The sequence below is a fragment of the Halorubrum sp. ASP1 genome (assembly GCF_005435135.1).
GTDB lineage: Archaea > Halobacteriota > Halobacteria > Halobacteriales > Haloferacaceae > Halorubrum > Halorubrum tropicale.
This window is the reverse complement of the sequence record NZ_SGUA01000002.1, coordinates 41,428-64,195: the sequence shown is the minus strand read 5'-3', so window position 1 is coordinate 64,195 and position 22,768 is coordinate 41,428. Positions and strand designations below refer to the sequence as shown.

General features: G+C 71.7%; 22 protein-coding genes. 15 read left to right on the top strand and 7 right to left on the bottom strand.

From position 1 onward, the window contains the following. The first annotated feature begins 46 nt into the window (after positions 1 to 46). Entirely contained in the window at positions 47 to 940 is an 894-nt protein-coding gene (locus EXE48_RS02915) for a DUF8054 domain-containing protein (protein WP_137710732.1), read from the top strand. Positions 941 to 968: 28 nt separating this feature from the next. Here EXE48_RS02915 and EXE48_RS02910 read toward each other — a convergent pair whose 3' ends face one another. Beyond that, complete coding sequence (locus tag EXE48_RS02910) at positions 969 to 1,544, bottom strand: DUF7344 domain-containing protein (protein WP_137710731.1); 576 nt, start codon at positions 1,542 to 1,544, stop codon at positions 969 to 971. Positions 1,545 to 1,817: 273 nt separating this feature from the next. Here EXE48_RS02910 and EXE48_RS02905 point away from each other — a divergent pair, with 273 nt between their 5' ends. Next, positions 1,818 to 2,687, top strand: coding sequence for a DUF8054 domain-containing protein (locus EXE48_RS02905; RefSeq protein WP_053770182.1), 870 nt, complete (start codon positions 1,818 to 1,820; stop codon positions 2,685 to 2,687). Between the two features lie 101 nt (positions 2,688 to 2,788). On the opposite strand, the gene EXE48_RS02900 is transcribed toward EXE48_RS02905, so the two are convergent. After that, on the bottom strand, positions 2,789 to 3,319 hold the full coding sequence (locus EXE48_RS02900; RefSeq protein ID WP_137710730.1) for a DUF7344 domain-containing protein: 531 nt from the start codon (positions 3,317 to 3,319) through the stop codon (positions 2,789 to 2,791). A 392-nt stretch (positions 3,320 to 3,711) separates the two neighbouring features. On the opposite strand from EXE48_RS02900, the gene EXE48_RS02895 reads away from it, so the two are divergent. The 10 genes from EXE48_RS02895 to EXE48_RS02855 all read left to right on the top strand — a co-directional run bounded on the left by EXE48_RS02895 (position 3,712) and on the right by EXE48_RS02855 (position 15,227). Beyond that, positions 3,712 to 5,211, top strand: coding sequence for a vWA domain-containing protein (locus tag EXE48_RS02895; protein WP_137710729.1), 1,500 nt, complete (start codon positions 3,712 to 3,714; stop codon positions 5,209 to 5,211). Between the two features lie 123 nt (positions 5,212 to 5,334). Continuing rightward, positions 5,335 to 6,663 carry a choice-of-anchor W domain-containing protein gene (locus EXE48_RS18990; RefSeq protein ID WP_233561677.1) on the top strand — a complete coding sequence of 443 codons (1,329 nt, stop codon included), beginning with the start codon at positions 5,335 to 5,337 and terminating at the stop codon, positions 6,661 to 6,663. Positions 6,664 to 6,760: 97 nt separating this feature from the next. Further along, a complete protein-coding gene (locus tag EXE48_RS02885; protein ID WP_137710728.1) occupies positions 6,761 to 8,215 on the top strand; it encodes a SipW-dependent-type signal peptide-containing protein in 1,455 nt (484 codons plus the stop codon). Between the two features lie 126 nt (positions 8,216 to 8,341). After that, positions 8,342 to 10,048 (top strand): vWA domain-containing protein, encoded by a 1,707-nt coding sequence (locus EXE48_RS02880; RefSeq protein ID WP_137710727.1) that lies wholly within the window; start codon positions 8,342 to 8,344, stop codon positions 10,046 to 10,048. Between the two features lie 202 nt (positions 10,049 to 10,250). Then, complete coding sequence (locus EXE48_RS02875) at positions 10,251 to 11,033, top strand: hypothetical protein (RefSeq protein ID WP_137710726.1); 783 nt, start codon at positions 10,251 to 10,253, stop codon at positions 11,031 to 11,033. After that, positions 11,030 to 12,460 (top strand): DUF7467 domain-containing protein, encoded by a 1,431-nt coding sequence (locus tag EXE48_RS02870; protein WP_137710725.1) that lies wholly within the window; start codon positions 11,030 to 11,032, stop codon positions 12,458 to 12,460. Before EXE48_RS02875 ends, EXE48_RS02870 begins: the two co-directional genes overlap by 4 nt. Next, a complete protein-coding gene (locus EXE48_RS02865; protein WP_137710724.1) occupies positions 12,460 to 13,494 on the top strand; it encodes a signal peptidase I in 1,035 nt (344 codons plus the stop codon). The genes EXE48_RS02870 and EXE48_RS02865 overlap by 1 nt, the downstream gene beginning before the upstream one ends. Beyond that, positions 13,491 to 14,180: a hypothetical protein gene (locus EXE48_RS02860; RefSeq protein ID WP_137710723.1), complete on the top strand. Its 690-nt coding sequence runs from the start codon at positions 13,491 to 13,493 to the stop codon at positions 14,178 to 14,180. Before EXE48_RS02865 ends, EXE48_RS02860 begins: the two co-directional genes overlap by 4 nt. A gap of 2 nt (positions 14,181 to 14,182) precedes the next feature. After that, positions 14,183 to 14,341: a hypothetical protein gene (locus tag EXE48_RS18355; RefSeq protein ID WP_158293557.1), complete on the top strand. Its 159-nt coding sequence runs from the start codon at positions 14,183 to 14,185 to the stop codon at positions 14,339 to 14,341. Between the two features lie 88 nt (positions 14,342 to 14,429). After that, on the top strand, positions 14,430 to 15,227 hold the full coding sequence (locus tag EXE48_RS02855; protein WP_137710722.1) for a ZIP family metal transporter: 798 nt from the start codon (positions 14,430 to 14,432) through the stop codon (positions 15,225 to 15,227). A gap of 25 nt (positions 15,228 to 15,252) precedes the next feature. On the opposite strand, the gene thiD is transcribed toward EXE48_RS02855, so the two are convergent. Then, the gene (thiD, locus tag EXE48_RS02850; RefSeq protein ID WP_053770191.1) at positions 15,253 to 16,095 is read right to left on the bottom strand and encodes a bifunctional hydroxymethylpyrimidine kinase/phosphomethylpyrimidine kinase; all 843 of its coding nucleotides are present in this window, start codon (positions 16,093 to 16,095) and stop codon (positions 15,253 to 15,255) included. A gap of 110 nt (positions 16,096 to 16,205) precedes the next feature. Between thiD and EXE48_RS02845 the strand changes: the two genes are divergently transcribed. Continuing rightward, on the top strand, positions 16,206 to 16,865 hold the full coding sequence (locus tag EXE48_RS02845; RefSeq protein ID WP_121600394.1) for a DsbA family oxidoreductase: 660 nt from the start codon (positions 16,206 to 16,208) through the stop codon (positions 16,863 to 16,865). A gap of 43 nt (positions 16,866 to 16,908) precedes the next feature. On the opposite strand, the gene EXE48_RS02840 is transcribed toward EXE48_RS02845, so the two are convergent. From EXE48_RS02840 to EXE48_RS02825, 4 genes are all read right to left on the bottom strand, one after another. Next, a complete protein-coding gene (locus EXE48_RS02840) occupies positions 16,909 to 17,769 on the bottom strand; it encodes a phosphatase PAP2 family protein (RefSeq protein ID WP_137710721.1) in 861 nt (286 codons plus the stop codon). Beyond that, positions 17,766 to 19,634 carry an ABC transporter substrate-binding protein gene (locus EXE48_RS02835; RefSeq protein WP_137710720.1) on the bottom strand — a complete coding sequence of 623 codons (1,869 nt, stop codon included), beginning with the start codon at positions 19,632 to 19,634 and terminating at the stop codon, positions 17,766 to 17,768. Before EXE48_RS02835 ends, EXE48_RS02840 begins: the two co-directional genes overlap by 4 nt. A 108-nt stretch (positions 19,635 to 19,742) precedes the next feature. After that, on the bottom strand, positions 19,743 to 20,936 hold the full coding sequence (locus EXE48_RS02830; RefSeq protein ID WP_137710719.1) for a hypothetical protein: 1,194 nt from the start codon (positions 20,934 to 20,936) through the stop codon (positions 19,743 to 19,745). Between the two features lie 82 nt (positions 20,937 to 21,018). Continuing rightward, positions 21,019 to 21,321, bottom strand: a complete 303-nt coding sequence (locus EXE48_RS02825; RefSeq protein WP_053770196.1) for a DUF7091 family protein — start codon at positions 21,319 to 21,321, stop codon at positions 21,019 to 21,021. A gap of 114 nt (positions 21,322 to 21,435) precedes the next feature. Here EXE48_RS02825 and EXE48_RS02820 point away from each other — a divergent pair, with 114 nt between their 5' ends. Both EXE48_RS02820 and EXE48_RS02815 read left to right on the top strand, forming a co-directional pair. Next, on the top strand, positions 21,436 to 21,867 hold the full coding sequence (locus EXE48_RS02820; RefSeq protein WP_053770197.1) for an HIT family protein: 432 nt from the start codon (positions 21,436 to 21,438) through the stop codon (positions 21,865 to 21,867). Between the two features lie 80 nt (positions 21,868 to 21,947). Beyond that, positions 21,948 to 22,766, top strand: a complete 819-nt coding sequence (locus EXE48_RS02815) for a CpsD/CapB family tyrosine-protein kinase (protein WP_137710718.1) — start codon at positions 21,948 to 21,950, stop codon at positions 22,764 to 22,766. Positions 22,767 to 22,768 lie beyond the last annotated feature (2 nt).

Sequence of the window (22,768 nt, the reverse complement as noted above, 5' to 3'; positions counted from 1 at the left end):
CCCAGCGCGTCCGTAATTACAAGCACCCGCCCCGCGTAGGCGCGGTATGGACGCGTCGGGCAGCGGGGTCGTTGATCGCCTCCGCCAACCGGAGTACACCGGCGAGAATCGCTGTACCCCCTGTACCGCTGTCAACGTCACGATCGGCGTCGCGCTCGGCGCGGCGGTCGCCGTCGCCGTCGATCCCGTTGTCGGCGCGGCCGCGACGGGGCTCTCGCTCGCGGCGATCTGGCTGCGCGGCTACCTCGTGCCCGGCACGCCCGAGCTCACGAAGCGCTACCTCCCGGAGTCGGTGCTCCGGCTGTTCGGCAAGGCGCCGCCGGCGGCCGGGGTGGAATCGGGGGCTTCGGCCGCGATCGGGACGCCGACGGACGAGGCCGACCCGTCGGGCGAGTCGGCCGAGGGCGTCGCCGTCGACCCGCAGTCGTACCTGCTCGCCGCGGACGCGCTCGTCGAGACCGACGACGGGAGCGACCTGACGTACGCGCCGTGGTTCGCGTCCGCGTGGCGGAGCGAACTCGAGACCGCCCGGGAGACGGCCGACGGTCCGGCGGTGGCGCGGCTCGCCGACGTGCCGCCCGACGACGAGCCGAGGCTGTCGGTCGAGGAGCGCGGAAACGCGGTGGTCGCGGCCGTCGACGGCGAGCGGGTCGGCCACTGGGTGTCGCGGCCGGCGTTCCTCGCGGACGCCGCCGCCGACCGCGTGCTTCGCGCGAGCGACGACGAGTGGACCGACCTCCCGCAGGCGGCGCGCAGCGAGGTGCTCGGCGGGCTCCGGCTGTTCGTCGAGGAGTGTCCGGCTTGCGGGGCCGAGGTGACGCTCAGCGAGGAGGTCGTCGCCTCCTGCTGTACCGCTCGGGACGTGGTCGTCGGGCGCTGTGACGGGTGCGAAGCGCGGGTCTTCGAGCTGGAGCCCGCCGCGCTCGACGGGGTCGAGTGACGGGAGGCTGCGGACGCTCAGGCGCCGCCTACCCCAGCCGGTTCCGCTTCGTCGACGTCCGGTGGAAGATTCCGGACACGCAGAACAGGAGCGCGAAGAGGACCGCGTACGCGTATCCCGACACCGCGCCGAACGGGACGGTTCCGATCCACGCCGCCGTCGCCAGCAGCCCGCACACGACCGCGAGCCCGACGTAGTACTCGCTCCAGAGGATCTCGTTTTCCGAGACGACCTCCAGATACACCTCAAGCTGCCGGCTCTCCTCGGTGAGCGACACCAGCCCGCGGTCGCGCTCGTAGTCGATGAACCCGCTTTCGGCCAGCTTCGGGAGGTGCGACTGATGGAGGGCGGTGTACACGCGCTTGCGCTGTTTGTACGTGACCTCGTTGATCTCGACGTCGTTCTCCCAGGCCGCCAGCTGCTCGGCGATGTCGCGGACTCGCGCCTCCGAACCGTTCGTTTTCAGGTACTTGATGACGTTCCGCCGCCGCGCGTTACTCAGCGCGGTGAACACCTCGTCGCGCGAGGGACCGGCGGCGTCCCGCGAGGAGCCGTCCTCGCCGTCGGCGAGCGATGCTTCCGACCCAGTGAGTTGTGGTGTCATGGCTCATCCATTCAAGTTGAAGCTAGATTATCAGGAGAGGTCTTATCAGTTGCGGTTAACAATAATTTGAGATGTCGCGATCCAATAGTGCGGTAGAATCACGCCGTTCAGGGCTTCAAAACGGCGCTGACACCGATCAAAAGAACGCTATTACAGTCTACTTCTGCTATACTCTCTATATAGTATATTTTGTGACTTTTCGAGACGGCGAATCGGGCACGACTGGGCGGTAGGCGGCCCATACATAGGTCGGTTCGCCGCCGTTCAGTGTGTATGAACGCGTCACGCGCCACGCTGTCGGCCAGACTCGGACGACCCGCCCGGACCGCCGTCGACCGCCTCCGGCAGCCCGAGTACACCGGCGAGAACCGTTGTCTGCCGTGTACGGTCGTCAACGTCGGGATCGCCGCGGTCGGGGCGGCGGCGGTGACCGCGGTCGGCGCGCCGCTCCTCGGCGCGGCCGGGTTCGGGGCCTCGCTCGCGGCGATCTGGCTGCGCGGCTACCTCGTCCCGGGGACGCCCGAGCTCACGAAGCGCTACCTCCCCGAGCGCGTCCTCGCGCTGTTCGGCAAGGCGCCCGGCGAGACGAAACGCGGGACGCGTCCGGCGGGCGACGTCGACCCGGAGGCGTACCTCCTCGACGCCGGCGTCCTCGTCGAGACGCCGGGGGGCGACGACTTCGCGTTCGCGCCCGACTTCGCCGCGGCGTGGCGGGCGGCGGTCGACGCCGACGCGCCGACCGACGGCGACCTCGACGCGCTCGCGTCGCTCACCGGGGTCGACCGCGACGAGCTGGCGATCGACTGGTACGAGGGCGTCGGCTTCGCGTACGCGGGCGACGAGAAGATTGGCCACTGGGAGTCGCGCGCGGCGTTCCGGGCGGACGCCGCGGCCGACCGCGTGCTGACGGCGACCCGCGACGACTGGACCGACCTGCCGCTCGCGGACCAGAGCACCGTCCTCGGGGCCCTCCGGCTGTTCGTCGAGGAATGCCCCGCCTGCGCCGGGGACGTGGCGCTCGAAGAGCGGGTCGTCGAGTCCTGCTGTGCCAGCTACGACGTCGTCGCCGGGCGGTGTGCGGGCTGCGACGCCCGACTGTTCGAGCTTCGGCTACCGCCGTCGCTCGCGGCCGCGAGCGAGTAGGAAAGCCAGGAAATCGAAGCGACGGAGAAGAACTGAAGCGACGGAGGGGAATCGAAGGGAAGTGGTCGAAAATCGAGTAGGAGCTGTTTTTTCGAGCCGAGTCACCGCGGCCGTAGCTGTCGCAGCACCGAGAAGCGGTTGACCCACAGCTGGACGGCGCTCGCGGCGGCGAAGGCGCCGAGCGCGAGGCTGGTCCAGAGGACCGGGTCGACGGCCGACACGAGCGGGGCGTCGAGGAGCGCGGCGAGCACGACGAGCAGCGACGCCACCGCGAGCGCGCGGTAGATCTCCGACCACGTCGCGCCGCCGGGCGCGAGGATCTCTGTGTAGAGCCGGACGTCTCGCGCGCGTCGCGAGAGCTCGATGGTCTGTGAGTCCCGGTCGTACGTGATGACGCCCGCGTCCGCCAGCTTCGGGAGGTGGGTCTGGACGAGCGACGTGTACACGCTCTCGCGACAGCGCTTCGGCGGCGGGCTCTCGCCGGTCTCGCGCCCCGCGACGAGCGTCGACAGTTCGTTGACCGAGACGGGCCCGCCGACGGAGCTGAGCTGTTCGATCGCGCGCCGTCGGCGCTCGTTCGCGAGGATGGTGTACACCTGCTCGGCCGGAAGCACGTCGGTTCGGAGTTTCATGGGTGGGGATCCGGAGACCGCGCTCGGCGGCGTCCGAGGTCTGTCGCCTACTGCGTCAGACAGGGGTATATGTATGAACTCGCTACCCGGTGAGATCCCCCTTCGAGCGGCGGGAGTACGAGGTCCCTGTCGGATTCGGCCCGACGAGTACGGTCTCCGTGCCGCGTTCCGAGGCGGCGGTACGGGGGCCATACCGGCAATATCGGCCGGAGTAGGGGCGCCGGACCGCCGGTCGAACGCTCCGTTCGACTCGGCGACTGAGACGTTCTATCACGTGGAATCGGTCGTTCGACGGTGACATGGGAGCGCGTAACTACGTCGGTATCCCTCGGAGGGGGAAGTAACCGATTCGGCTGTCCGGTCGCGGACGGGGGCGGGTCGGGGGAGAAAGCATGAGCCAAGACACAAACGACACAATCGGACTCTCGCGGCGCAAAGTCCTCGCCGGCCTCGGGGCCGTCGGCGTGGCCTCCGCGGGCGCGGGACTCGGTACCACGGCGTACTTCAACGACACGGAGGCGTTCGAGGGCAACACGCTCACCGCGGGCGAGCTGGACCTGAAGCTGGACTACAAGTCGACGTACCTCGGCGGCCCCGGCCGCCTGGAGCACGTCCAGTCCATGGGCTACCCGGACGCCGAGGACCTCGGCGACGGGCGCTACCTGCTCGACCAGGCGCCCAGCCCCGCGGACATGCAGGCGTGGGAGGACCTCGTCCAAGACGAGGAGTTCGACTTCTGTTCGCCCGAGGCGGACCAGTTCCTCATCAACGGCGACGAGATCCCGGTGTTCACGCTCGAGGACGTGAAGCCCGGCGACTCCGGCGAAGTCACTATCAGCGTCCACATCTGTGACAACCCCGCGTTCCTCTACCTCGCGGGCGAGCTGACCGAGAACGCCGAGAACGGGCAGAGCGAGCCCGAGATGGAACAGGAAGGCGAGGACACCGACGGCATCGGCGAGCTCGCCGACGCCATCGAGGTCTGCGTCTGGTACGACGAGGACTGCGACAACGTGTACGAGCCCACGGGCACGGGCCAGCAGCAGGAACTGGAAGTCGCCTTGGTCAGCGACGTCTCCGGCTCGATGAGTGGCGCACCGCTCTCGGCGCTGAAGACGGCCGCGACCAGCTTCGTCGGAAACCTCTCGTCGCCCGACGAGGCCGCGGCAATCTCGTTCAGCACCAGCGCGTCGACCGACCAGGAGCTGACGACGAACTACCAGCTCGTCCAGAACGCGATCAACAACTACAGCGCGGGCGGCGGCACCTCGATCGACGCCGGCATCGTCGAGGGCGAGGACGAACTCCTCAACGGCACCAACGCCACGGCGGGCGCGTCGAAGGTGATGATCCTGCTGAGCGACGGGCAGTCTGACGAGACCGCCGCGATCAGCGCCGCGAACGACGCCAAGAACAACGGGATCCGGATCTTCACCATCGCGCTCGGGAACGCGGACACCAGTCTGTTGGAGAGCGTCGCCAGCTCCCCCGACGACGCGTTCGTCGCGCCCGACCCGGCCGACCTCGACACCGTCTACGCCGAGATCGCGCAGATCGTCCTCGCAGGCGAACAGAAGATCTTCGAGGGGTCGATGGCCGACTTCTTCGGGACCTTCCTCGCCGACGGGCACGCGCTCGACGGCGACCGGCAGGAGGAGGGTCGCCAGCCGTACCCCGGCGCGACCACCCAGTGTATCGGCTTCGAGTGGACGCTCCCGGCGGAGGTCGAAAACGAGGTCCAGACCGATTCGGTGGAATTCGACATCGGCCTCTACGCCGAGCAGTCGCGCCACAACGACAACCCCCAGGTGACGTTCAACGGCACGGAGGCGAACAGCACCAGCCCCGGTCCCGCACCCAACGGGACCGGCAACGTGAGCGGGCAGAACTAGCTCCTCGGAGCAACGCGGCCCTCCGGACGACGAGACACGTCCGGGTCCCGGTTCGGCGCCTTCGGGCGGCCGACGCGGCGGTTCGCGACCGCCGCCGGGGGTTCCCTTCGGGGATGATACACAATGAACGACGACACAATCGGACTATCGCGGCGGAAGATGCTGGTCGGCCTCGGAGCGGTAGGCGTCGCCTCCGCCGGCGCCGGGCTCGGCACCACGGCGTACTTCAACGACACGGAGACGTTCGAGGACAACACGCTGACGGCGGGCTCGCTCGACCTGTTCGTCCACGTCGACTACTCCGAGGACCAGGGCAGCTACGCGCAGTACTCGACGCCCCCGGGGAGCTTCATCAACGGCAACGTCGTCGGGCAGCTCGTCGACGGCGAAATCGTCACGCAGGAGGGCGAGGGCCTGAGCATCCAGGTCTCCGACCTGAAGCCCGGCGACTCCGGCGAGGGCGAGTTCTGCTTCTCGATCGTCGACAACCCCGCGTACATGTGGATGTGCGGCGAGTTGACCGCGAACGACGAGAACGGGATGACGGAGCCCGAGACGGACGACGACGAGACTTCCGGTGGAGACCTCGCCGACGCGATGGAGGTCACCGTCTCGTACTGTACGCCCGACGGCGAGAAGGGCGAGGAGATCCTCTCCGGATCGCTCGCCGATGTCATGGACGCGCTCATCGAGGGCGTGCCCCTGTCCGGTGACGGCGACGCGAGCGCGGCGGTCGCAGACCGCCCCGCGTTCGAGGGCGTCACCGAACCGTTCGTCGACGGAGTACCGAACGTCGCGGAGCAGTGCGTCTGCTTCGAGTGGGTCGTCCCCACCAGCGTCGAAAACGAGATCCAGACGGACTCGGTCATGTTCGACTTCGAGTTCTACGCCGTCCAGTCGCGGCACAACGACGGGACCCACAACCCCTGCGTCGAGAGCGTCGAGGGCGAGGGCTTCCCCGAACTCGAGGACAGCGTCTGGCACGCCCGCGGTATCTACGGTGACGGCGGCGGCGCGGCGAACCGCGAGCTCGACATCCGACTCCCCGACGACACGCCCGTCCACAGCGGGAACGAGAACGTCGCGTGGCCGAACGGCCAGCCCGTTCCCTTCGAGCTCACCATCGACGGCGGCGACGCGAAGTGGACCGTCGACGGCTCCGAGGTTACCGTCTCGCCCGCGCCGATGCCGACCAGCGACACGGTCGTGGTGATGGCGAAGGCGTCGAGCGCCGACTCGACCATCGAGGTTAACGACATCGCGTTCAACGGCAGTTCGCCGACGGGCGCCAACTCCGTCTCCGCCGACGGTAACGTCGGCGAGCAGCAGAAGGTGAGCCTGAGTACGGTCGCCTTCGGCGAGGGCGACGTCATCACCGGCACGGTGACGATGTCGTGGCCCGCCGGGTCGCCCCCGAACCGCGAGGGGCTGGGCTTCCGTATCGACGTGTAACGCCGCGACAGCGGCACCCTCCCATTCCGGACCCGCGCGGGCGGCCGGGACGGCGGTTCGACTCCGTCGGTGGGACTCCCCTCGGGGAATCACAATCATGGCAGACAACGACAACGGCAGGACAATCGGACTCTCGCGACGCAAGATGCTGGTCGGCCTCGGAGCGGTCGGGGTCGCCTCCGCCGGCGCCGGACTCGGCACCACGGCGTACTTCAACGACACGGAGACGTTCGAGAACAACGAGCTGACGGCGGGTGAGCTGGACCTGTTCGTCCACGTCGACTACTCCGAGGACCAGGGGAGCTTCGCGCAGTACGCCACCCCCGAGGGGACGTTCATCAACGGGAACGTCGTCGGCGGCGGCGAGGGCGAGCCCCTCAGCATCGACGTGGAGGATTTAAAGCCCGGCGACTCCGGCGAGGGCGAGTTCTGCTTCTCGATCGTCGACAACCCCGCGTATCTGTGGATGTGCGGCGAGCTCACGGCGAACGACGAGAACGGCCAGACCGAGCCCGAGGCGGACGACGACTCGACCGGCGGCGACCCCGGCCCGGGGATGGGCGAGATCGCCGACGCGATGGAAGTCAGCGTCTCGTACTGCACCCCCGACGGCGAGGTCGGGAACGAGATCGTCTCCGGGTCCCTCCGCGACGTGATGCTGGCGCTCCGCGCCGGCGTCCCGCTGTACGGCGACGGCGACCCGAGCGCGCCGGTTGCGAACCGCCCCGCGTTCGAGGGCGTCGAGGCGCCGTTCGACGAGAGCGACGAGCCGGTCGTCGCCGAGCAGTGCGTCTGCTTCGAGTGGGTCGTCCCCACCAGCGTCGGCAACGAGATCCAGACGGACTCGGTCACCTTCGACTTCGAGTTCTACGCGGAACAGGCCCGCCACAACGACGGGACGAACAACCCCTGCGTCGAGTTCGACACCGTTCTGACCACGGACGCCGACACGGGCGTCGACCGCGACGGCGACGGCCAAGGCGACGCGGAGGGTAACTGGATCACCGCGCGGGTGAGCAGCGGCCCCACCACGGTCGTGCAGGTGGAGCTCGACGGCGACATGTACGGCGGCGGCAGTTCCGGCCTCGGCGAGTGGCCGAGCAACCCGAACTCCTACGTCGTCGAGGCCAACTTCGACGTCGACACCGACGGGCTCAGTGAGAGCCCGAACGACGACTTCCGGTTCGGCTTCGGCAGCGCGAGCTCCGGGGCCCGGTCCGCGGGCATCGCGAACAGCACGAGCGGCGCGAGCGGCGACGGCGGCTACATCCGGCGCAACACCGGCACGGGCGGGACCAACAACCGCACCGACACCGCCGCGGAGGACGCGCCCGGCTTCCTCGCGGTCGAGAGCGCCGACCGGCTGACGTACACGTTCGTCATCGACTGGACGAGCGGCCTGCCGGCGCTGTCGAGCGTCCCGACGCAGTTCGTGGTCAACGAGGTCTTCGCCAGCGACGGCGGCGAGGGGGTCGCGTCGTCGAACAGCTCGAACGACGGGCGCGCGGCAATCGACAACGTCACCGACGCGTCGGGGACCATCACCGTCTGATCGGCGCGTGACGCGGCGGGCGCGACGGCGCCCGTCCGACCGACCACCACCCATTCCGGACCCGCGCGGGCGGCCGGGACGACGGTTCGACTCCGTCGGTGGGACTCCCTTCGGGGAATCACAATCATGAACGACAAGGAAAACATCGACACGATCGGACTGTCGCGGCGAACCGTGCTGGCCGGCCTCGGCGCGGTCGGGGTCGCCTCGGCCGGTGCGGGCCTCGGCACCACGGCGTACTTCAACGACACCGAGTCGTTCGAGGGCAACCAGCTGACCGCCGGGCAGCTCGACCTGCTCGTCGACTGGCAACAGACCTACGACTTCGGCGACGGCCGCCAGTTCGTCAGCGCGCACCCCGACCACGACGGCGACGGCGAGCAGTCGATCGAGATCGACGGCGAAGTGTCCAAGTACAGCGACTTCCCGGACGAGGACGACGAGGACAGCAACGGCGCGAACATCCCGACCCTGGACTGTGAGACCATCCCGCCGCTCTCGGAGGCGAACTTCAACGTCGACCCCGTCACGGGCGAGGAGATGGAGACGCTGGTCCAGCTCACCGACGTGAAACCCGGCGACTCCGGCGAGATCACCTTCTCGCTCCACCTCTGTGACAACCCCGGCTACATCTGGATGCAGGCGGGCAACATCTCCGAGTCCGGCGGCGCCGGCACCGAGCCGGAGCTCATCGTCGACCCGGACAACATGGGCGACCTCGGCGACGCGATCAACGCGAAGCTCTGGTACGACGAGGACTGCGACAACGTCTACGACGCGGCGCGGCCGGTCGACATCATGCTGACGCTCGACTTCTCGGGCTCGATGCTGTACGACCAGTTCGGCGGCGTGGTCAGCAGCGACCCGATCGCGATCAACGGGAGCAACTACACCGAGACGACGAAGATCGACCTCGTCGAGCTCGGCACTCGGCAGTTCATCGACTTCCTACAGAGCGCGGGCGCGGACGTGCAAGTGGGCGTGGCGTACTTCGACGGCGAGAAGCAGGGCGATAACGAACCCCGGACCGGCATCCTGCAGACGCTGACCAGCGACCTGTCCGTGGTCGACGGCGCGCTGTCGGGCCTGCGGCAGAAGCTCGCGAACGTTGTGAGCGGCAGCGCTGGTTCGACCCCGTTCGACGGCGACGGGGACCCGAACCCGTTCGCTGGCGGCGGCATCGCGACGGGCACCTACATCGGTGAGGGCGTCGACGACGCGCAGGGCGAGCTCGACGCGAACGGCCGCGCGAGCGCCGACAAGCGCAACATCGTCCTCTCGGACGGCGAGTCGTTCAACGGGACCGGCAGCACCCAGTTCTCCTCGCCCATCGGCGCGGCCGACGACGCCCGCGCGGCGTCGCCGAGCCCGGCGACCGACGTGTTCACGATCAACGTGAACGGCAGCGCCAGCACGCTGCTCGCGATGGCCGGCCCGGCCGGCGGCTCGGGCGGTGACTCGACGTTCTTCAACGACCTCGACGACCCGCTGAACATCCCGACGGTGTTCGGGAACCTCGCGGCGCAGGCGACGCAGGAGAAGATCATCATGGAGGATTCGCTCGCGAACGTCCTCGCCGAGCTGGCGGACGGGAACGGCATCCCGCTCGACGGCAACCGCTCGACGCTGTACGACGAGCTCTCGGACCCGGCGGACGACCCGGACCGCGACGCCTTCCGCGGCGACGGCGTGATGCACTGCGTCGCGCTCGAATGGGAGCTCCCGCTCGACGTGGGCAACGAGGTCCAGGGCGACACGCTCGGCTTCGATCTGAGCTTCTACACCGAGCAGGCGCGGCACAACGACGGCGCGGGTCCGTCCCAGACGGCCTGATCCGGCGGTTCGGTCCCGCCGCGGCGCCGTCGAGCGAGACCGACCGACGGTCGAGCAGATCGAGCGACCGCGGACGGGTACGGTACCCGTACCGTCGGGGTACGGAGCCCCGGCCGCACGGGTAGGACGCGCATACATACGAGCACGGTGGGAGTAGGGAGGGTATCGACGACACGGCCGTTCGGAGCCGCGACGACAGATAATGACACAGAAGGAATCAGGACTGACGCGGCGGGAGGCACTCGCGGGCGCCGGAGCCGTCGGCTTCGCCGCCCTCGGGGCCGCCTCCGGTCGACCGACGGGCACGGACAGCTGGGGTGAGTACACGGATTACACGTACGCGCAGACGGACCGACCGTGGGACCTGCTCGTCGGCTGGCGGCGCACGGAGAACGGGACGGTCGTCGATTCGAGCCCGACCGACGCCGAAGACGACGTCGAGGCGGCCGGAATCCGTCTCGTCGACGTCGACAACGCCCTCCCCCACGACGCCGGGACCGCGAGCGTGGGCCTCCGCTTAGAGGACCCCGCCGGCGCGGCGCCCGACGGCGTCCGGGTGTGGCTGAAGATAGGCTCGGCCCTCGACGACGCGGACACCGCGAGCCGCGCGCTCGCCGACCGCATCCGGCTGGAGGTCCGGTACGACACCGGCCTCCTCGGCGTCGGCGCGTGTGCGGGCGCCGAGAGCGACTTCGCCGGCTACGGCGAGCTGATCGCCGCCGGCACGCTCGCGGAACTCAGCGCCGACCCGGTGGCGACGGGGATCGAACTCGATCCAACGCTGCTCGGGAACGGCTGTCTCACGACCGAGGAGCGCCGCTGCCTGACCTTCACCTGGGAGTTCGACGGCGAGGGCGGCAACGCCGGACAGGGCGGCGCCGTCGACTTCGACGTGCGGTTCGCCGCCGACGACTGCTCGGCCGAGGGGAACCCCTTCGCGATGAGCGACGCGACCGGCGGCGACGCCGCCGAGGTGGGGCAATGACCCCCGGAGACGGCGCCGGACGGCGCGCGAGCGGGCTCAGCCGCCGCCGGCTGCTCGCCGGGATCGGCGGCGTCGGCGCCGTCGGGATGGCGAGCGGGATCGGCACGGGCGCGTACCTCGCGGACCGCGAGACGTTCGCGAACAACGTCTTCGGAGCCGGCACGGTCGGGCTGACGGTCGACGGCACGCCGACGAACGGCGTCGTCACCGTCGGGCCGCTCGCGGTCGACCGGACGACGTTTGCCGACCGGCCCGAGCCCGAGACGTTCGAGGTAGAGGCGTCGGCGAACCCCGTGCGGGTGTGGCTCGCGACGGACTGCCCGGACGGCGACTCGCTCGGGAACGCCCTCGAAGTCGAGGTCGTCGTCGACGGCGAGTCGGTGACAGGCGGCTACCGCCCCCTCGCCGAGGTCGAGCGCGACCTCGCGACCGGAGTGCGGATCGACGCCGGCTGCCTCGACCCGGACGGCGACCCGATCGTCGTCGAGGTCGCGCCGTACCTCCCGGTGGATTCGCCCGACGTGGGCGGGCAGGCGACGGACCTGACCGTCCGACTGTACGCCGAGCAGTGCCGCCACGTCTCTGAGGAGCAGGCGAACGCGCCGGGGGGGAACCCCTTCGCGGACGTCGTCTGCGAGGAGACGGACTGCCCCGAGTGCGTCCCGTTCGGCAAGGCGGACTTCGGCGCGTCGACCGCGGTGGGCGACGTGCTCCCGCTGGAGATGCTGCTCGACGGCGCGAGGCCCCACCAGATCGAGATCACGGGAGTCGAGACGAAGGACGACGGCGAGGTCGTCGGCGTCGCGTTCCGACTCCGAGACGCCGACGGCGACTCGGGACCGGACATGTGTACGGTGGCGGTCAAGGGCGGCCCGGACCGCGACCCGGACCCCGTCGCGGTCGACCCGGTCGACCCGGAGACGGACGGGATCGTGTTCGCGCCAGTGAATCCCAAAAACGGCACGCGGTACGGAGTCAGCAACGTCACGATCGGCGTCTGTATCGACACCGTCGAGACGGGCGGCGGGGGCGACTGCGTCGTCTGTGACGACGAAGCAGTCTCGCTCGCGTCGCTCGACATCGGCTACCGTGGCAGCGACGAGCAGTCGATCGCGGTCGTCTCGACGAAGGGCGGCACGAGCGGGACGCTCTTCGCGGGCAGGGTCGCCGACGGAGACGCGTTCACGCTCGACGGGAGCGATGTGACTCGGAAGGGTAAGAACGGCAACACCAACGGCGGCGGCCCGGCGGACAGACTCGGGCCGGAGATCGAAATCGCGGTCGACGGCGGAGCGACGATACCCATCCACGTGAGCTGTTCGGAGCCGCTCGCGGTCGGGATGCGGTTCGGCCCCGCCGACGAGTTCGAGATCGTGGGTGGAACGACCACGGACGACGAGCCGCTGTGCGGCACGGAGGCGAACTGATGACACAACTACTCACATCACGGCGGGCGAAGCGCGCGGCGAACGTACTCGGGATCGTCCTGCTGATCGCGGTCGTCGCGCCGTTCGCGGTGTTCGCGGTCCCCGAGGTCGTCGGCGCCGACGAGAGCTTCGTGGTGCTCACGGCGAGCATGACGCCCGCCATCGCGCCGGGCGACGTGGTCATCGTCGCCGAGCGCGACCCGACCGCGATCGCCGAGGGCGACGTGATCACGTTCGTCCGCGGCACGAGCGACGTGCCGGTGACGCATCGGGTGATCGGCGTGAGCGGCGAGGGAGCGGCGCTCGCGTTCGAGACGATGGGCGACGCCAACGAGGGGCCGGATCCGGGGCTCGTCCCGGCCGGGAACATCGTCGGCGTCGTGGCGCTGACGATCCCGTGGATCGGCTACGTCATCCAGTTCGCGGGCACGCGCGTCGGGTTCGTCGCGCTGGTCATGCTCCCCTTCGGCCTGCTCGCGGCCACCGAGGTCTGGTCGATCGTCCGCGGCCGCAGCGAGTCCGAGGGACGGACCCCGACGACCGCCGAGCCGGTCGGAGAGTCGGACGACGACACGGGCGCCGAGTCGGTCGGGCCCGAGCCCGCGACCGAGTCCGACGCCGCCCCGACGGCGGACGCCGCGGGCGGTTCCGGCGGCGTCTCGGTCGACGCGGTCGGGGGCGCGGCGGCGGTGCTGGCCGCGGTCACCCCGTACGCGATTTACGTCGCGTTCGAGCTGCGCACCGCCGTCGCCATCGCGGTGGCGGTCGCGGCCGCGACGCTCCTGCTGGGCGCGCTCGCGGCGTGGATCCCGGCGAGCGGCGTCCTCGACCGGAGCGGCTCGGGCGCGGCGTCGGCGGAGACCGACGCGCCGGCCCCGACAGCCGACGGCGGCGTGTCCGAGACCGACGGGGGCGCTGACGCGGCGGCGACCGACGCCGGGGAGGCCGACGTCGACGCGATCGACGACCCGGATCGGGGGATTCCCGCGACGACGCCGGCGCCGGCGGACGGCGCCGCGGAGGCGGACAGATGACCGCGAACCGCGGACTGGTCGCGCTCGTCGCCCTCGCCGTGTTGGTGTGGGGCGTCGCGTTCGCCGGGGGGGCCACGATCGCGGTCCTCACCGCGAACGCCACCGTGACGACGACGTTCGAGACGCCGGACGAACTCCGGCAGATAGACGAGTCCGCCGGCGAGGGGTTCGCCGTCGCGGCCGTCGCGAACGGAACGGCCGAGGTGAACGGAACCGCGCCGACGGCGACCGCCGCCGGCCCGGGCGAGAACGTCTCGGCGCCTCCCGACGGCAACACGTCGAGCCCGAGCGACGGCAACACGTCGAGCCCGAGCGACGGCAACGCCTCGGCACCGACCGACGGCAACACCTCGGCACCGACCGACGGCAACACGTCGAGCCCGAGCGAAACGGCACCGTCCACAGACGGTAACGCCTCTGCGCCCGACGGTGACGGCGCTTCGGTGCCGGGGGACGGGAACGCATCGAGCCCGCCAGAGACGGCATCGACCGCGGGCGGTAACGCCTCGTCGCCCGCGGACGGCGGCGAGTCGAGCCCGAACGAAACGGGCACGGAACCGTCGGAGACCGGCGAGCGGTCGACGGACGAGTCGAGCGGCGCGGAGAACTCGACGGCGGTCTCGGCCCCGGCGAACGCGTTCGACGCCGATCCGCGGCCCGCGTCCGACCGGTCGAACGGGACGTGATCATGGACGCGCCGAACCGCTCGCAGCGGACCGGAGAGGAGCGTGGGAGGAGACCGTGCGCGCTGCGACCGGCGATCGGGATCAAGCTCACCGCGCTGCTGCTCTTCGTCGCGCTGCTGCTGCTCGCGTTCCTCGCCGCCACGATCCGCGGGCTCGGGTGATCGGACCGGGCCCGGCGGGCGACCGATTCCCGGATCGTGGGGGCGTCCCGCGGAATTATCACCGGGAGCGTCGTAGTCTCGACACGGAATGGCCGCTATCGACGCCTACGCGTTCGTGTTCGTCGCCGGGCTGATCACGGCGCTGGCGACCGGGATCGGCGCGCTCCCGTTCTTCTTCTTCGAGACGATCAGCGACCGCGGGAACGTGGCGCTGTGGGGCTTCGCGTCGGGGATCATGCTCGCGGCGTCGCTGTTCGGCCTCGTTCAGGAGGGGCTCGCGGAGGGGACCGCCGTCGAGATCGGCGTCGGGATGCTCGCGGGAGTCGTCCTCGTCGTCATCGCCCACGAGGTGCTGCTGGACGCCGACATCGATCCGCGGGAGTACGCGGAGGCGGACTTCAAGAAGCTGATCCTGATCCTCGGCGTGCTGACGGTCCACAGCTTCCCCGAGGGGATCGCGGTCGGCGTCTCCTTCGCGGACCTCGGACTCGAGGGCGGGACGGAGCTGTTCGGCTTCACCGTCCCGCTGTTGGCCGTGTTCATGACCGTCGCCATCTCGATCCACAACGTCCCCGAGGGGACGGCCATCTCGATCCCGCTGCGGTCGATGGGCGTCTCGAAGTGGAAGATGGTGTGGTGGTCGGTGTTCTCCAGCCTCCCGCAGCCGATCGGGGCGGTGATCGCGTTCGCGTTCGTGCGGTACGCCCGCGAGGTCCTCCCGTACGGCTTCGGCTTCGCGGCGGGCGCGATGATCTACCTCGTGCTCACCGAGTTCGTCCCCGAGGCGCTCGAAACGGGCGCCGACCTCCCGCGGGGCGGCAAACCGGTCCTCGTCGGCGGGATCGCGCTCGGCGTCGCGCTGATGGTCCCGCTGGCGTACCTGTGATCGCCCGGGTCCGAGCGGGCGGCCCTCACTCAGCGCCCAGCACGGTCGGGTTGACCGCGCCGGGCCCCTCGCCCACGTCGTAGCCGCGCCGGACCGCCTCGGTCATCCCCTCGACCGCGGCCTCGACCGCCTCGCGAACCGATTCGCCCCGCGCCAGCCGCGCCGCGATCGCGCTCGACAGCGCGCAGCCGGAGCCGTGCGTCGCCGCGGTGTCGACCCGCGGCGTCTCGAAGCGGTCGACCGCGACCCCGGACTCGCCCTCCTCCTCGGCGCGGACGAGGGTGTCGACGACGGTGTCGTCGCCGCCGTCTCCGCCCGTCAGGTGCCCGCCCTTCACCAGCGCCGCGTCCGCGCCGAGCGCGACCAGCTCGCGCCCGGCCGCCGCGGCGTCGGCCGGCGTCTCGACCGGGTCGCCGGTCAGCACCGCGGCCTCGTCCGCGTTCGGCGTGACGAGCGTCGCGGCCGCGACCAGGTCCTCGTAGGCCGCCTCGGCCGCGGGCGAGAGCAGGCGGTCGCCGGTGGCCGCGACCATCACGGGGTCGACGACGAGGGGAACGTCGGCGTCCGCGACCGCCTCGGTCACCGTCTCGACGATCCCTGCGGTCGCGAGCATCCCCGTCTTGACCGCGCGCACGTCGAAGTCGTCGGCGACCGCCGCGTACTGGCTCGCGACGTGGTCGGCCGGGAGCGGGTTCACGTCCGCGACGCCGCGGGTGTTCTGGGCGGTCGTCGCCGTCACGACCGAGGCGCCGAAGACGCCGTGGGCGGTCATCGCGGTCAGGTCGGCCTGGATCCCCGCGCCGCCGCCGCTGTCGCTGCCGGCGACCGTCAGCGCGACCGGCGGGTCGACCGGGTCGTACTCGGGCATACGCGGTGATACAACGTAGTTGTATTAATTGGTGGTGATCTGGTCGCGCGCGCTCGTCGGCGCCTGCCGTCGCCGAACGGCCTTTTCGGCTCCGCGGCGTACCGGCGGGCATGGCAACCGACTCCGACGCCGCGGCCGGCGCCGACGAGCGCGAGGCGATCACCGTCTACTCCGACTACGTCTGTCCGTTCTGCTACCTCGGTCGGCGGTCGCTCTCGCGGTATCAGGAGACGCGCGAGGAGCCGCTCGGGATCGACTGGCACCCGTTCGACCTCCGCGCGGGACAGCGCGGGCCGGACGGCGAGATCGACCACGACGCCGACACCGGGAAAGGCGACGAGTACTACGAGCAGGCCCGCGAGAACGTCCGGCGCCTCCAAGCGGAGTACGGCGCCGACGAGATGGAGCTCGAACTCGCGACCGAGGTCGACTCGCTGCCCGCGCAGGTCGTCTCGGTCCGCGTGCGCGAGACCGCGCCGGACGCGTGGCTCGCGTTCGACGAGGCCGTCTTCGACGCGCTGTGGCTTGAGGGCCGGGACATCGGCGACCGCGACGTGCTGGCCGACATCGCGGCGGAGGTCGAGGGGCTCGACGCGGGCGTCGTCGACGAGGCGCTCGGCGACGACGACCTCCGCGAGCGCGTGACCGACATGTTCGACGCCGCGCGGCGCCGGGGGGTCTCCGGCGTCCCGACGTTCGCGTACGACGGCCACGCCGCCCGGGGCGCGGTCCCGCCCGAACAGCTCGAACGGCTCGTCGAGGGCGTCTGATCGGGACGAGATCGCCGCGCCGACGGGACGCCGGAACGGGCGGTCAGTCGCCCGCGCCGGCCTCGGACCGGTCCTCGCTCGCGTCGCTCCGCGACTCGACGGGGTCGCTCCGCGGGTCCACGAGGCGGAACGCGAGCGCGACGCAGCCGAACGCGAGCGCGAACCCGGCGACGACGTCGGTGAGCCAGTGGATCCCGAGGTACATGGTCGCGACGACGACCGACAGCGAGAGCGGGACCGCCAGCGGCGTCCACCGCGGGAACGCCTCGCGGGTCAGGACCGCGAACGTCCCCACGGTGACCGCCAGCGACGTGTGGAGCGACGGGAAGACGTTCGTGTTCACGTTCACCTCGCTCGCGAGGCGCATCACGTCGGGCTGGTTGGTGAACAGGAGCGGCGTCACCATGTCGGGTATCACGTTCCGCGGACCGTAGGCGAACACGAGGGTGTACAGCGCCAACCCGATCCCGTAGTTGAGCGCGTAGGCGACGAGGAGCCGCCTGAGCGCCGTCGTCCGCGGGAGCGCGAGGTACGCGATCACCGGGAACGAGAGGAGGAAGGCGTAGCCGTACACGTACACCCACGAGAAGTACGCGGTCAGCGCGGGGGTCGCGAACGTCGCCTGGACCCACGCGACGAACCCGCCCTCCAGCGCGTAGATGAGCGCCGTCGCCTGAACGCCGAACAGCCTGGAGACGGTCTGGAGCGAGCCCCGGCCGACGGCGCTGGCGAGCAGCACCACGCAGACGAGCGCGATCGCCCGACGGGCGTCCCAGATCCGGTCGCGGAGCCCGCGCCACGCCGCCCGGATCCGGGCGGGACCGAGCACCGCGAGCGACGCGGCGGCGAGCATCGCCCCGACCCACGCGACGACCGACGCGACGACCGAAAGGAACGGCGTCATTGCCCCCGCGAGAGCAGCCGCCCCTCGTCGTCGAAGCGATACCCGATCTCGCGGAACGCCTCGCGGGCGGCCGCGACGTCCAGCGACCCGTCGTCGTCGAAGAACGGGTGGACGGGGTCGGCCCCGTCGGTCCACGCGAGCGACTGCGGCACCGCGTCGGGCGACGCCGCCAGCGGCGACGCGGCCGCCTTCGCGTACCCGTCGAACGCCCCGTCGACGAGCGCGGCCTTGTCGATCAGCCGGGCGACGACCGCCCGGAATCGGGGGTTCGACAGCGGGCTCCGCCGCGCGTTGTAGCCGACGTGGTAGAACGCCGCCGACCGGCCGCTCACGAGCCTGGCGGCGTCCGAGCGGCCGATCCGCGGGACGGACGCCGGGCCGAGGTTCGCGGCGGTCGCGTCCGCGAGCCCCTCGGCGACCGCCTCCACGGCCGAGATGTCCGACGGGAGCACCTCGACGCGGAGCCGGTCGAAGGCCGGCTTCCCGTGGTACCGCGACGGGATCCCCGCGCGGGGGGCCGCCGTCTCGTCGTCGGCGTCCGGCGCCGGGCGGACGAGGAAGTGGTCGGGGTTCCGCTCGAAGACGACCGACTCCTCCGCGGTCGCCTCGACGAAGCGGAGCGGGCCGCTCCCGACCGGGTCGGGGTTGTTCGAGACCACCGCCTCCGTCGTCTCGAAGTCGAACTCGAAGCCGGCGATCGTCGCCGCCTCGGTCCGGTCGTCCCAGACGTGTTCCGGGAGGACCGGCACCTGAAGCGCCCGGGCGGCGACCCGGTCGTTGACCTCGGGCAGCGTGAGCCGGACGGTCGCGTCGTCGAGGGCGCGCTCGTCCTCGACGAGGGAGCTCCGCCCGCGGAACCGCGGCGTCGGCACCGAGGTCTCGACGCTCCCCAGCGAGGTGTCGCGGAGGAACCGGTAGGTGAACGCGACGTCGTCCGCCGTTACGGGCTCGCCGTCGTGCCACCGGGCGTCGCGGAGCGTGACGTCGACGGCGGTCGCGTCGACCCGCTCCCAGTCGGCCGCCAGCCACGGGAGGATCGACTCCCCGTCCGCGCGGACGAGCGGGTCGTACAGCAGCCCGGTGAACGTGCCGTGCCGCCGGAACTCGGCCGCGATCGGGTTCCAGTTCTGCGTGATCCGGTCGTCGGTCGTCACGAGCCGGAGCACGCGCTCGGACTCGTCGTCGGCGTCCGCGGCCGTCGCGTTGCCGCCGGTCGCGTCGCCGTCGCCGGCCGATCCGTCCTCCGGGGGCGCGGGGTCCAGGCCGAGCAGTCCGGAGACCGACACCGGCTGGCGGTCCTCCGTCCAGCCCTCGAAGCGGTCCCCTTGGACGGCGGTGAGGGCGTCGGGGAACGCGACGACGGAGAAGGGCTGGAGGTCGCACACCGTCTCCTGGAGCGCGGCGACGGCGTCGCTCCGTTCGTCGGCGGTCGCTCGGCGCTGTCGCTCCAGCAGGTCGTCGACCGCGATCTCCGTGAGCCCGAACGGGTTCTGCCACCCCGGCTCCGCGACGAACCGCGAGTGGGTCAGCCCGTACAGCGCGTCCGGGTCGAAGGGGTCCGTCTCCACGAACTGCCCGACGTAGACGTCGAAGTTCTGGTTTATCAGCACCTTCCGCCAGAGGTCGGTCTGTCCGACGGTGTTGAGTCGGACGTCGACGCCGACGGCGGTCAGGTGCTCCTCGAGCTGCCTCGCGATGCGGATGCCGTTCGGGTCCGCGTCCGCGGGCGTGGTGTTGATCTCCAGGGTCAGCTGCGAGTGGGGGTCCCGTCCGGCGATGTTCTCCGTGCGACCGAGACAGCCGGCGCTGGCGGCCGCGAGGCCGAGTCCGGTGAGCGCGGCTCGTCGGCTGATCGGTCGCGCCATCGGTTCGTCTCCCCCTGTTTTCCGCCACCGGATATATCTCTTCTGTGCTGTCGGCGCGCCGAGAGGTCGCGTCGAGGGCGCTGGGCGCCGCGAGCGTCCGTGACGCCCTCAGATCAGGTCCGCCAGCGGGAGCGCCAGGCCGACGGCCCACGCCGACAGCCCGGCGACGGCGACGGGTCGGTCGGCCGTCGCCCGCCCGATCGCGACCACGGCGAGCGCGGCCAGCAGCGCCACCCGGTGGACGATGAGGTCGGGGGGAACGGTCACCCCGAGCGCCGCGAAGTCGGCGAGGAAGCCGGCGCCGAGGCCGACGACGACGGCCGCGGCGGCGGCCGCCGGGTCGGACCGCGGCGCGCGCCGGGCGACCAGGGCGGGCAGCCCGGCCGCGAGGACGAGGTACAGCGGGGCCGCGATGGCCTTCGGCGACACGGCCGGGAACGCCGTTTCCAGCGCCACGCCCGCGACGCGGACGCCGACGAGGACGGCACCGAGCGCGACCCCGAGCGTCGCGGCCGCGGCGTGTCGCCGCGCGTCGGTCCGCAGCCGGCCGAGGAGGTCGACGGCCGCCTCGCGGGTGCGCCGGCGGAGCAGCGCCCCGGCGAGGGCCGCGGTCGCCGCCAGCTCGATCACGGAGAGCCAGCCGTCGCTGCGCCCGCCGTCGATGCCGCGGTACTCGCGGCGCACGTCGGTCGCGCGGCTCGACTCGACGAACTCGTCCTCCAGCCGCGTCGCGGGCGCGTCGATGTCGGGGACCGTGTGGCGGAGCCGGAACCAGTCGTAGTACTCCTCGTGGGCCTGGATCGCGGTGTAGGCGCCGTCGGGCGACTCGTACGCGCGGAGGTGGTCGCGGACGCCGAGGTACCGCCCGTCGTGGAGCTCGAACGTCTCGGCGAGCCACGCGCCGCCGTCCGGCCCCTCGACGTAGGAGTAGCGGAGCGAGCCGCGGGCGTCCCGCCAGTCGCGCCCGACGACCTCGCGGAGCTGGTCGTCGTCGCCGGCGGTCGCCGCGGCCTCGTCCGGGGGCGTCTCCTCCCAGTCGGTGCCCGGGTCGCCCTCGATGGCGGCCCGGGTCGCGTCGGCGTCGGCGTGGAAGACGACGTTGATCGCGAGGGTCCGCCCCTCGACCGTCCGGCTCCGGCTCGTGTACGGCCAGAGCCGGTAGTCGCCGTCGACCTCGATGAGCCGGTCGTCCGCGACGTCGTCCGCCCGCGGCTCATCGGCGACGCCCGCGAAGGCCCCGGAGAGGGCGAGCCCGACCCCGACGACGGCGAGGAGCGCGACGACCGCGCCGACCCGGTTCATGCGCCGCACCACGGCGCCGGGGAACAAACCCCTTCGGGCGGGACGCGGCGCGACCGCCCGGGCGTCCCGCCGGTCCCGGCGCTCACCACGTCTCGACGAACCCGTCGCGGACGTCCTCCGCGCAGCCCTCGCAGTCGGGGTGTCCGGACTCGAAGCAGGCGGGACGCCCCTCGTCGTCGACCGGCACGGTCCGGCGCTCGGCGTGGCGGCGGCAGACGATTCGGGCGCGCCCGGCGTCGTCCGTCGGCAGACCGAACCGCGCCGCGGCGGCCGCGCTGCCCTCCGGGTCGTCGCGCCCCTCGGCGTAGGCGCGTCTGGCCTCCTCGAACTGCTTGCCCGCCTTCCGGAGCTGCTGGCGGATGACGCGTTCGAGCCGGTCGTCCATACCGCCCGTTTCGGCGCGGCGGATATAGGTCCGTTGGCGGCGGGGAGTGGGCGGACCGCCCCACGCCCGCCGCCGCGGGAAACCTTGATGAGAGCGCCGAGCGATCGGTCGGCCATGTCCGACGACTGTATCTTCTGTTCGATCGTCGCCGGCGACATCCCGGCGCGGACCGTCCACGAGACCGACGCCGTGCTGGCGTTCCTCGACGCCAACCCCCTCGCGCGCGGCCACACGCTGGTGATCCCCAAGTCGCACGCCCGGCACGTCGGCGACCTCGACGCCGACCTCGCGAGCGACCTGTTCGACGCGGTCGCGGCGCTCACGCCCCGGATCGAGGCGACGGTCGACGCGGACGGCGCCAACGTCGGCGTCAACGACGGCGAGGCGGCCGGCCAGGAGGTCCCGCACGTCCACGTCCATATCGTCCCGCGGTTCGAGGGCGACGGCGGCACGGCGATCCACGCGGTGGCGGGCGCCCGCCCCGACCTCTCGGACGACGAGCTCGACGCCGTCGCCGACGAGGTCGCGACCGCGATGGCGGAGTAAGGGGACGAGCCGCGCCGCGGTCCGGCGAACCGCGGCCCGGCTTCGCGATTTTTACAAGCGACCTCCGGCGAGGGCGGCGTATGAACGCGACGACGCTCGCGCTGGTCGGGGCGACCGGCGGCGCGGGGACGACGCGGACGGCTGTCGAGCTGGCGGCGATGGGCGCGCGCGACGGGGCCGAGGTCGCGGTCGTCGACGCCGCGTTCACGACCCAGGGACTCTCGGAGTACGTGACCGGGCGGATCGACCCCGACCTCACCGCGCTCCTCACCGACGACTCGGACGCGGCGCTGTCGGCGGCGGCGTACCCGATCGCCGGCGCCGGTGCGGCCGCCGAGCGTCCCGGGGTCGGCGACTCCGGCGACGACGGGGGGAACGCGACGGACCTCCCCGGGCGCGTCGACGCGGTGCCGGCGCGGGCCCCCTTCGAGCGGGTCGCGCGGGCGAAGACGGCGGAGGCGGCCCGGAAGCTGGAGCGCCGGATCGACGAGGCGGCGGCGACGTACGACGCGGTGGTCGTCGACGCCGCGCCGGTCGGGTCGAACGAGGCGGTCGCGGCCGCGACGACCGCCGACCGCGCGGTCGCGGTCAGGCCGGCGACGGCCCACGGGCGCGACGCGGCCCAGCGGCTCCGCGGGCGCGTCGCCGACGTTGGCGGGGGCCTCGACGCGACGCTCGCCGTCGAACGGGCGGGGTCCGGAGACGACGAGGACGACGGGAGCGAGTCCGGCGTCGTTCGCGTGCCGGCGACCGATCCGGACGTGGCGGCCGCGCCGACGGCGGCGACGGGGGACGGCGCGTACGCGCGGGCGGTCGCGACCGCCTACGAGGCGGCGTTCGACGCGTCGCTCGGCGTGGAGTTCCCGGAGCCGGGGCTCGTCGAGCGGTTCACGCCCTGAGA

Coding starts and splice junctions, on each gene's coding strand:
- EXE48_RS02915 (WP_137710732.1), top strand. CDS start 47: ATGGACGCGTCGGGCAGCGGGGTCGTTGATCGCCTCCGCCAACCGGAG.
- EXE48_RS02910 (WP_137710731.1), bottom strand. CDS start 1,544: ATGACACCACAACTCACTGGGTCGGAAGCATCGCTCGCCGACGGCGAG.
- EXE48_RS02905 (WP_053770182.1), top strand. CDS start 1,818: ATGAACGCGTCACGCGCCACGCTGTCGGCCAGACTCGGACGACCCGCC.
- EXE48_RS02900 (WP_137710730.1), bottom strand. CDS start 3,319: ATGAAACTCCGAACCGACGTGCTTCCGGCCGAGCAGGTGTACACCATC.
- EXE48_RS02895 (WP_137710729.1), top strand. CDS start 3,712: ATGAGCCAAGACACAAACGACACAATCGGACTCTCGCGGCGCAAAGTC.
- EXE48_RS18990 (WP_233561677.1), top strand. CDS start 5,335: ATGAACGACGACACAATCGGACTATCGCGGCGGAAGATGCTGGTCGGC.
- EXE48_RS02885 (WP_137710728.1), top strand. CDS start 6,761: ATGGCAGACAACGACAACGGCAGGACAATCGGACTCTCGCGACGCAAG.
- EXE48_RS02880 (WP_137710727.1), top strand. CDS start 8,342: ATGAACGACAAGGAAAACATCGACACGATCGGACTGTCGCGGCGAACC.
- EXE48_RS02875 (WP_137710726.1), top strand. CDS start 10,251: ATGACACAGAAGGAATCAGGACTGACGCGGCGGGAGGCACTCGCGGGC.
- EXE48_RS02870 (WP_137710725.1), top strand. CDS start 11,030: ATGACCCCCGGAGACGGCGCCGGACGGCGCGCGAGCGGGCTCAGCCGC.
- EXE48_RS02865 (WP_137710724.1), top strand. CDS start 12,460: ATGACACAACTACTCACATCACGGCGGGCGAAGCGCGCGGCGAACGTA.
- EXE48_RS02860 (WP_137710723.1), top strand. CDS start 13,491: ATGACCGCGAACCGCGGACTGGTCGCGCTCGTCGCCCTCGCCGTGTTG.
- EXE48_RS18355 (WP_158293557.1), top strand. CDS start 14,183: ATGGACGCGCCGAACCGCTCGCAGCGGACCGGAGAGGAGCGTGGGAGG.
- EXE48_RS02855 (WP_137710722.1), top strand. CDS start 14,430: ATGGCCGCTATCGACGCCTACGCGTTCGTGTTCGTCGCCGGGCTGATC.
- thiD (WP_053770191.1), bottom strand. CDS start 16,095: ATGCCCGAGTACGACCCGGTCGACCCGCCGGTCGCGCTGACGGTCGCC.
- EXE48_RS02845 (WP_121600394.1), top strand. CDS start 16,206: ATGGCAACCGACTCCGACGCCGCGGCCGGCGCCGACGAGCGCGAGGCG.
- EXE48_RS02840 (WP_137710721.1), bottom strand. CDS start 17,769: ATGACGCCGTTCCTTTCGGTCGTCGCGTCGGTCGTCGCGTGGGTCGGG.
- EXE48_RS02835 (WP_137710720.1), bottom strand. CDS start 19,634: ATGGCGCGACCGATCAGCCGACGAGCCGCGCTCACCGGACTCGGCCTC.
- EXE48_RS02830 (WP_137710719.1), bottom strand. CDS start 20,936: ATGAACCGGGTCGGCGCGGTCGTCGCGCTCCTCGCCGTCGTCGGGGTC.
- EXE48_RS02825 (WP_053770196.1), bottom strand. CDS start 21,321: ATGGACGACCGGCTCGAACGCGTCATCCGCCAGCAGCTCCGGAAGGCG.
- EXE48_RS02820 (WP_053770197.1), top strand. CDS start 21,436: ATGTCCGACGACTGTATCTTCTGTTCGATCGTCGCCGGCGACATCCCG.
- EXE48_RS02815 (WP_137710718.1), top strand. CDS start 21,948: ATGAACGCGACGACGCTCGCGCTGGTCGGGGCGACCGGCGGCGCGGGG.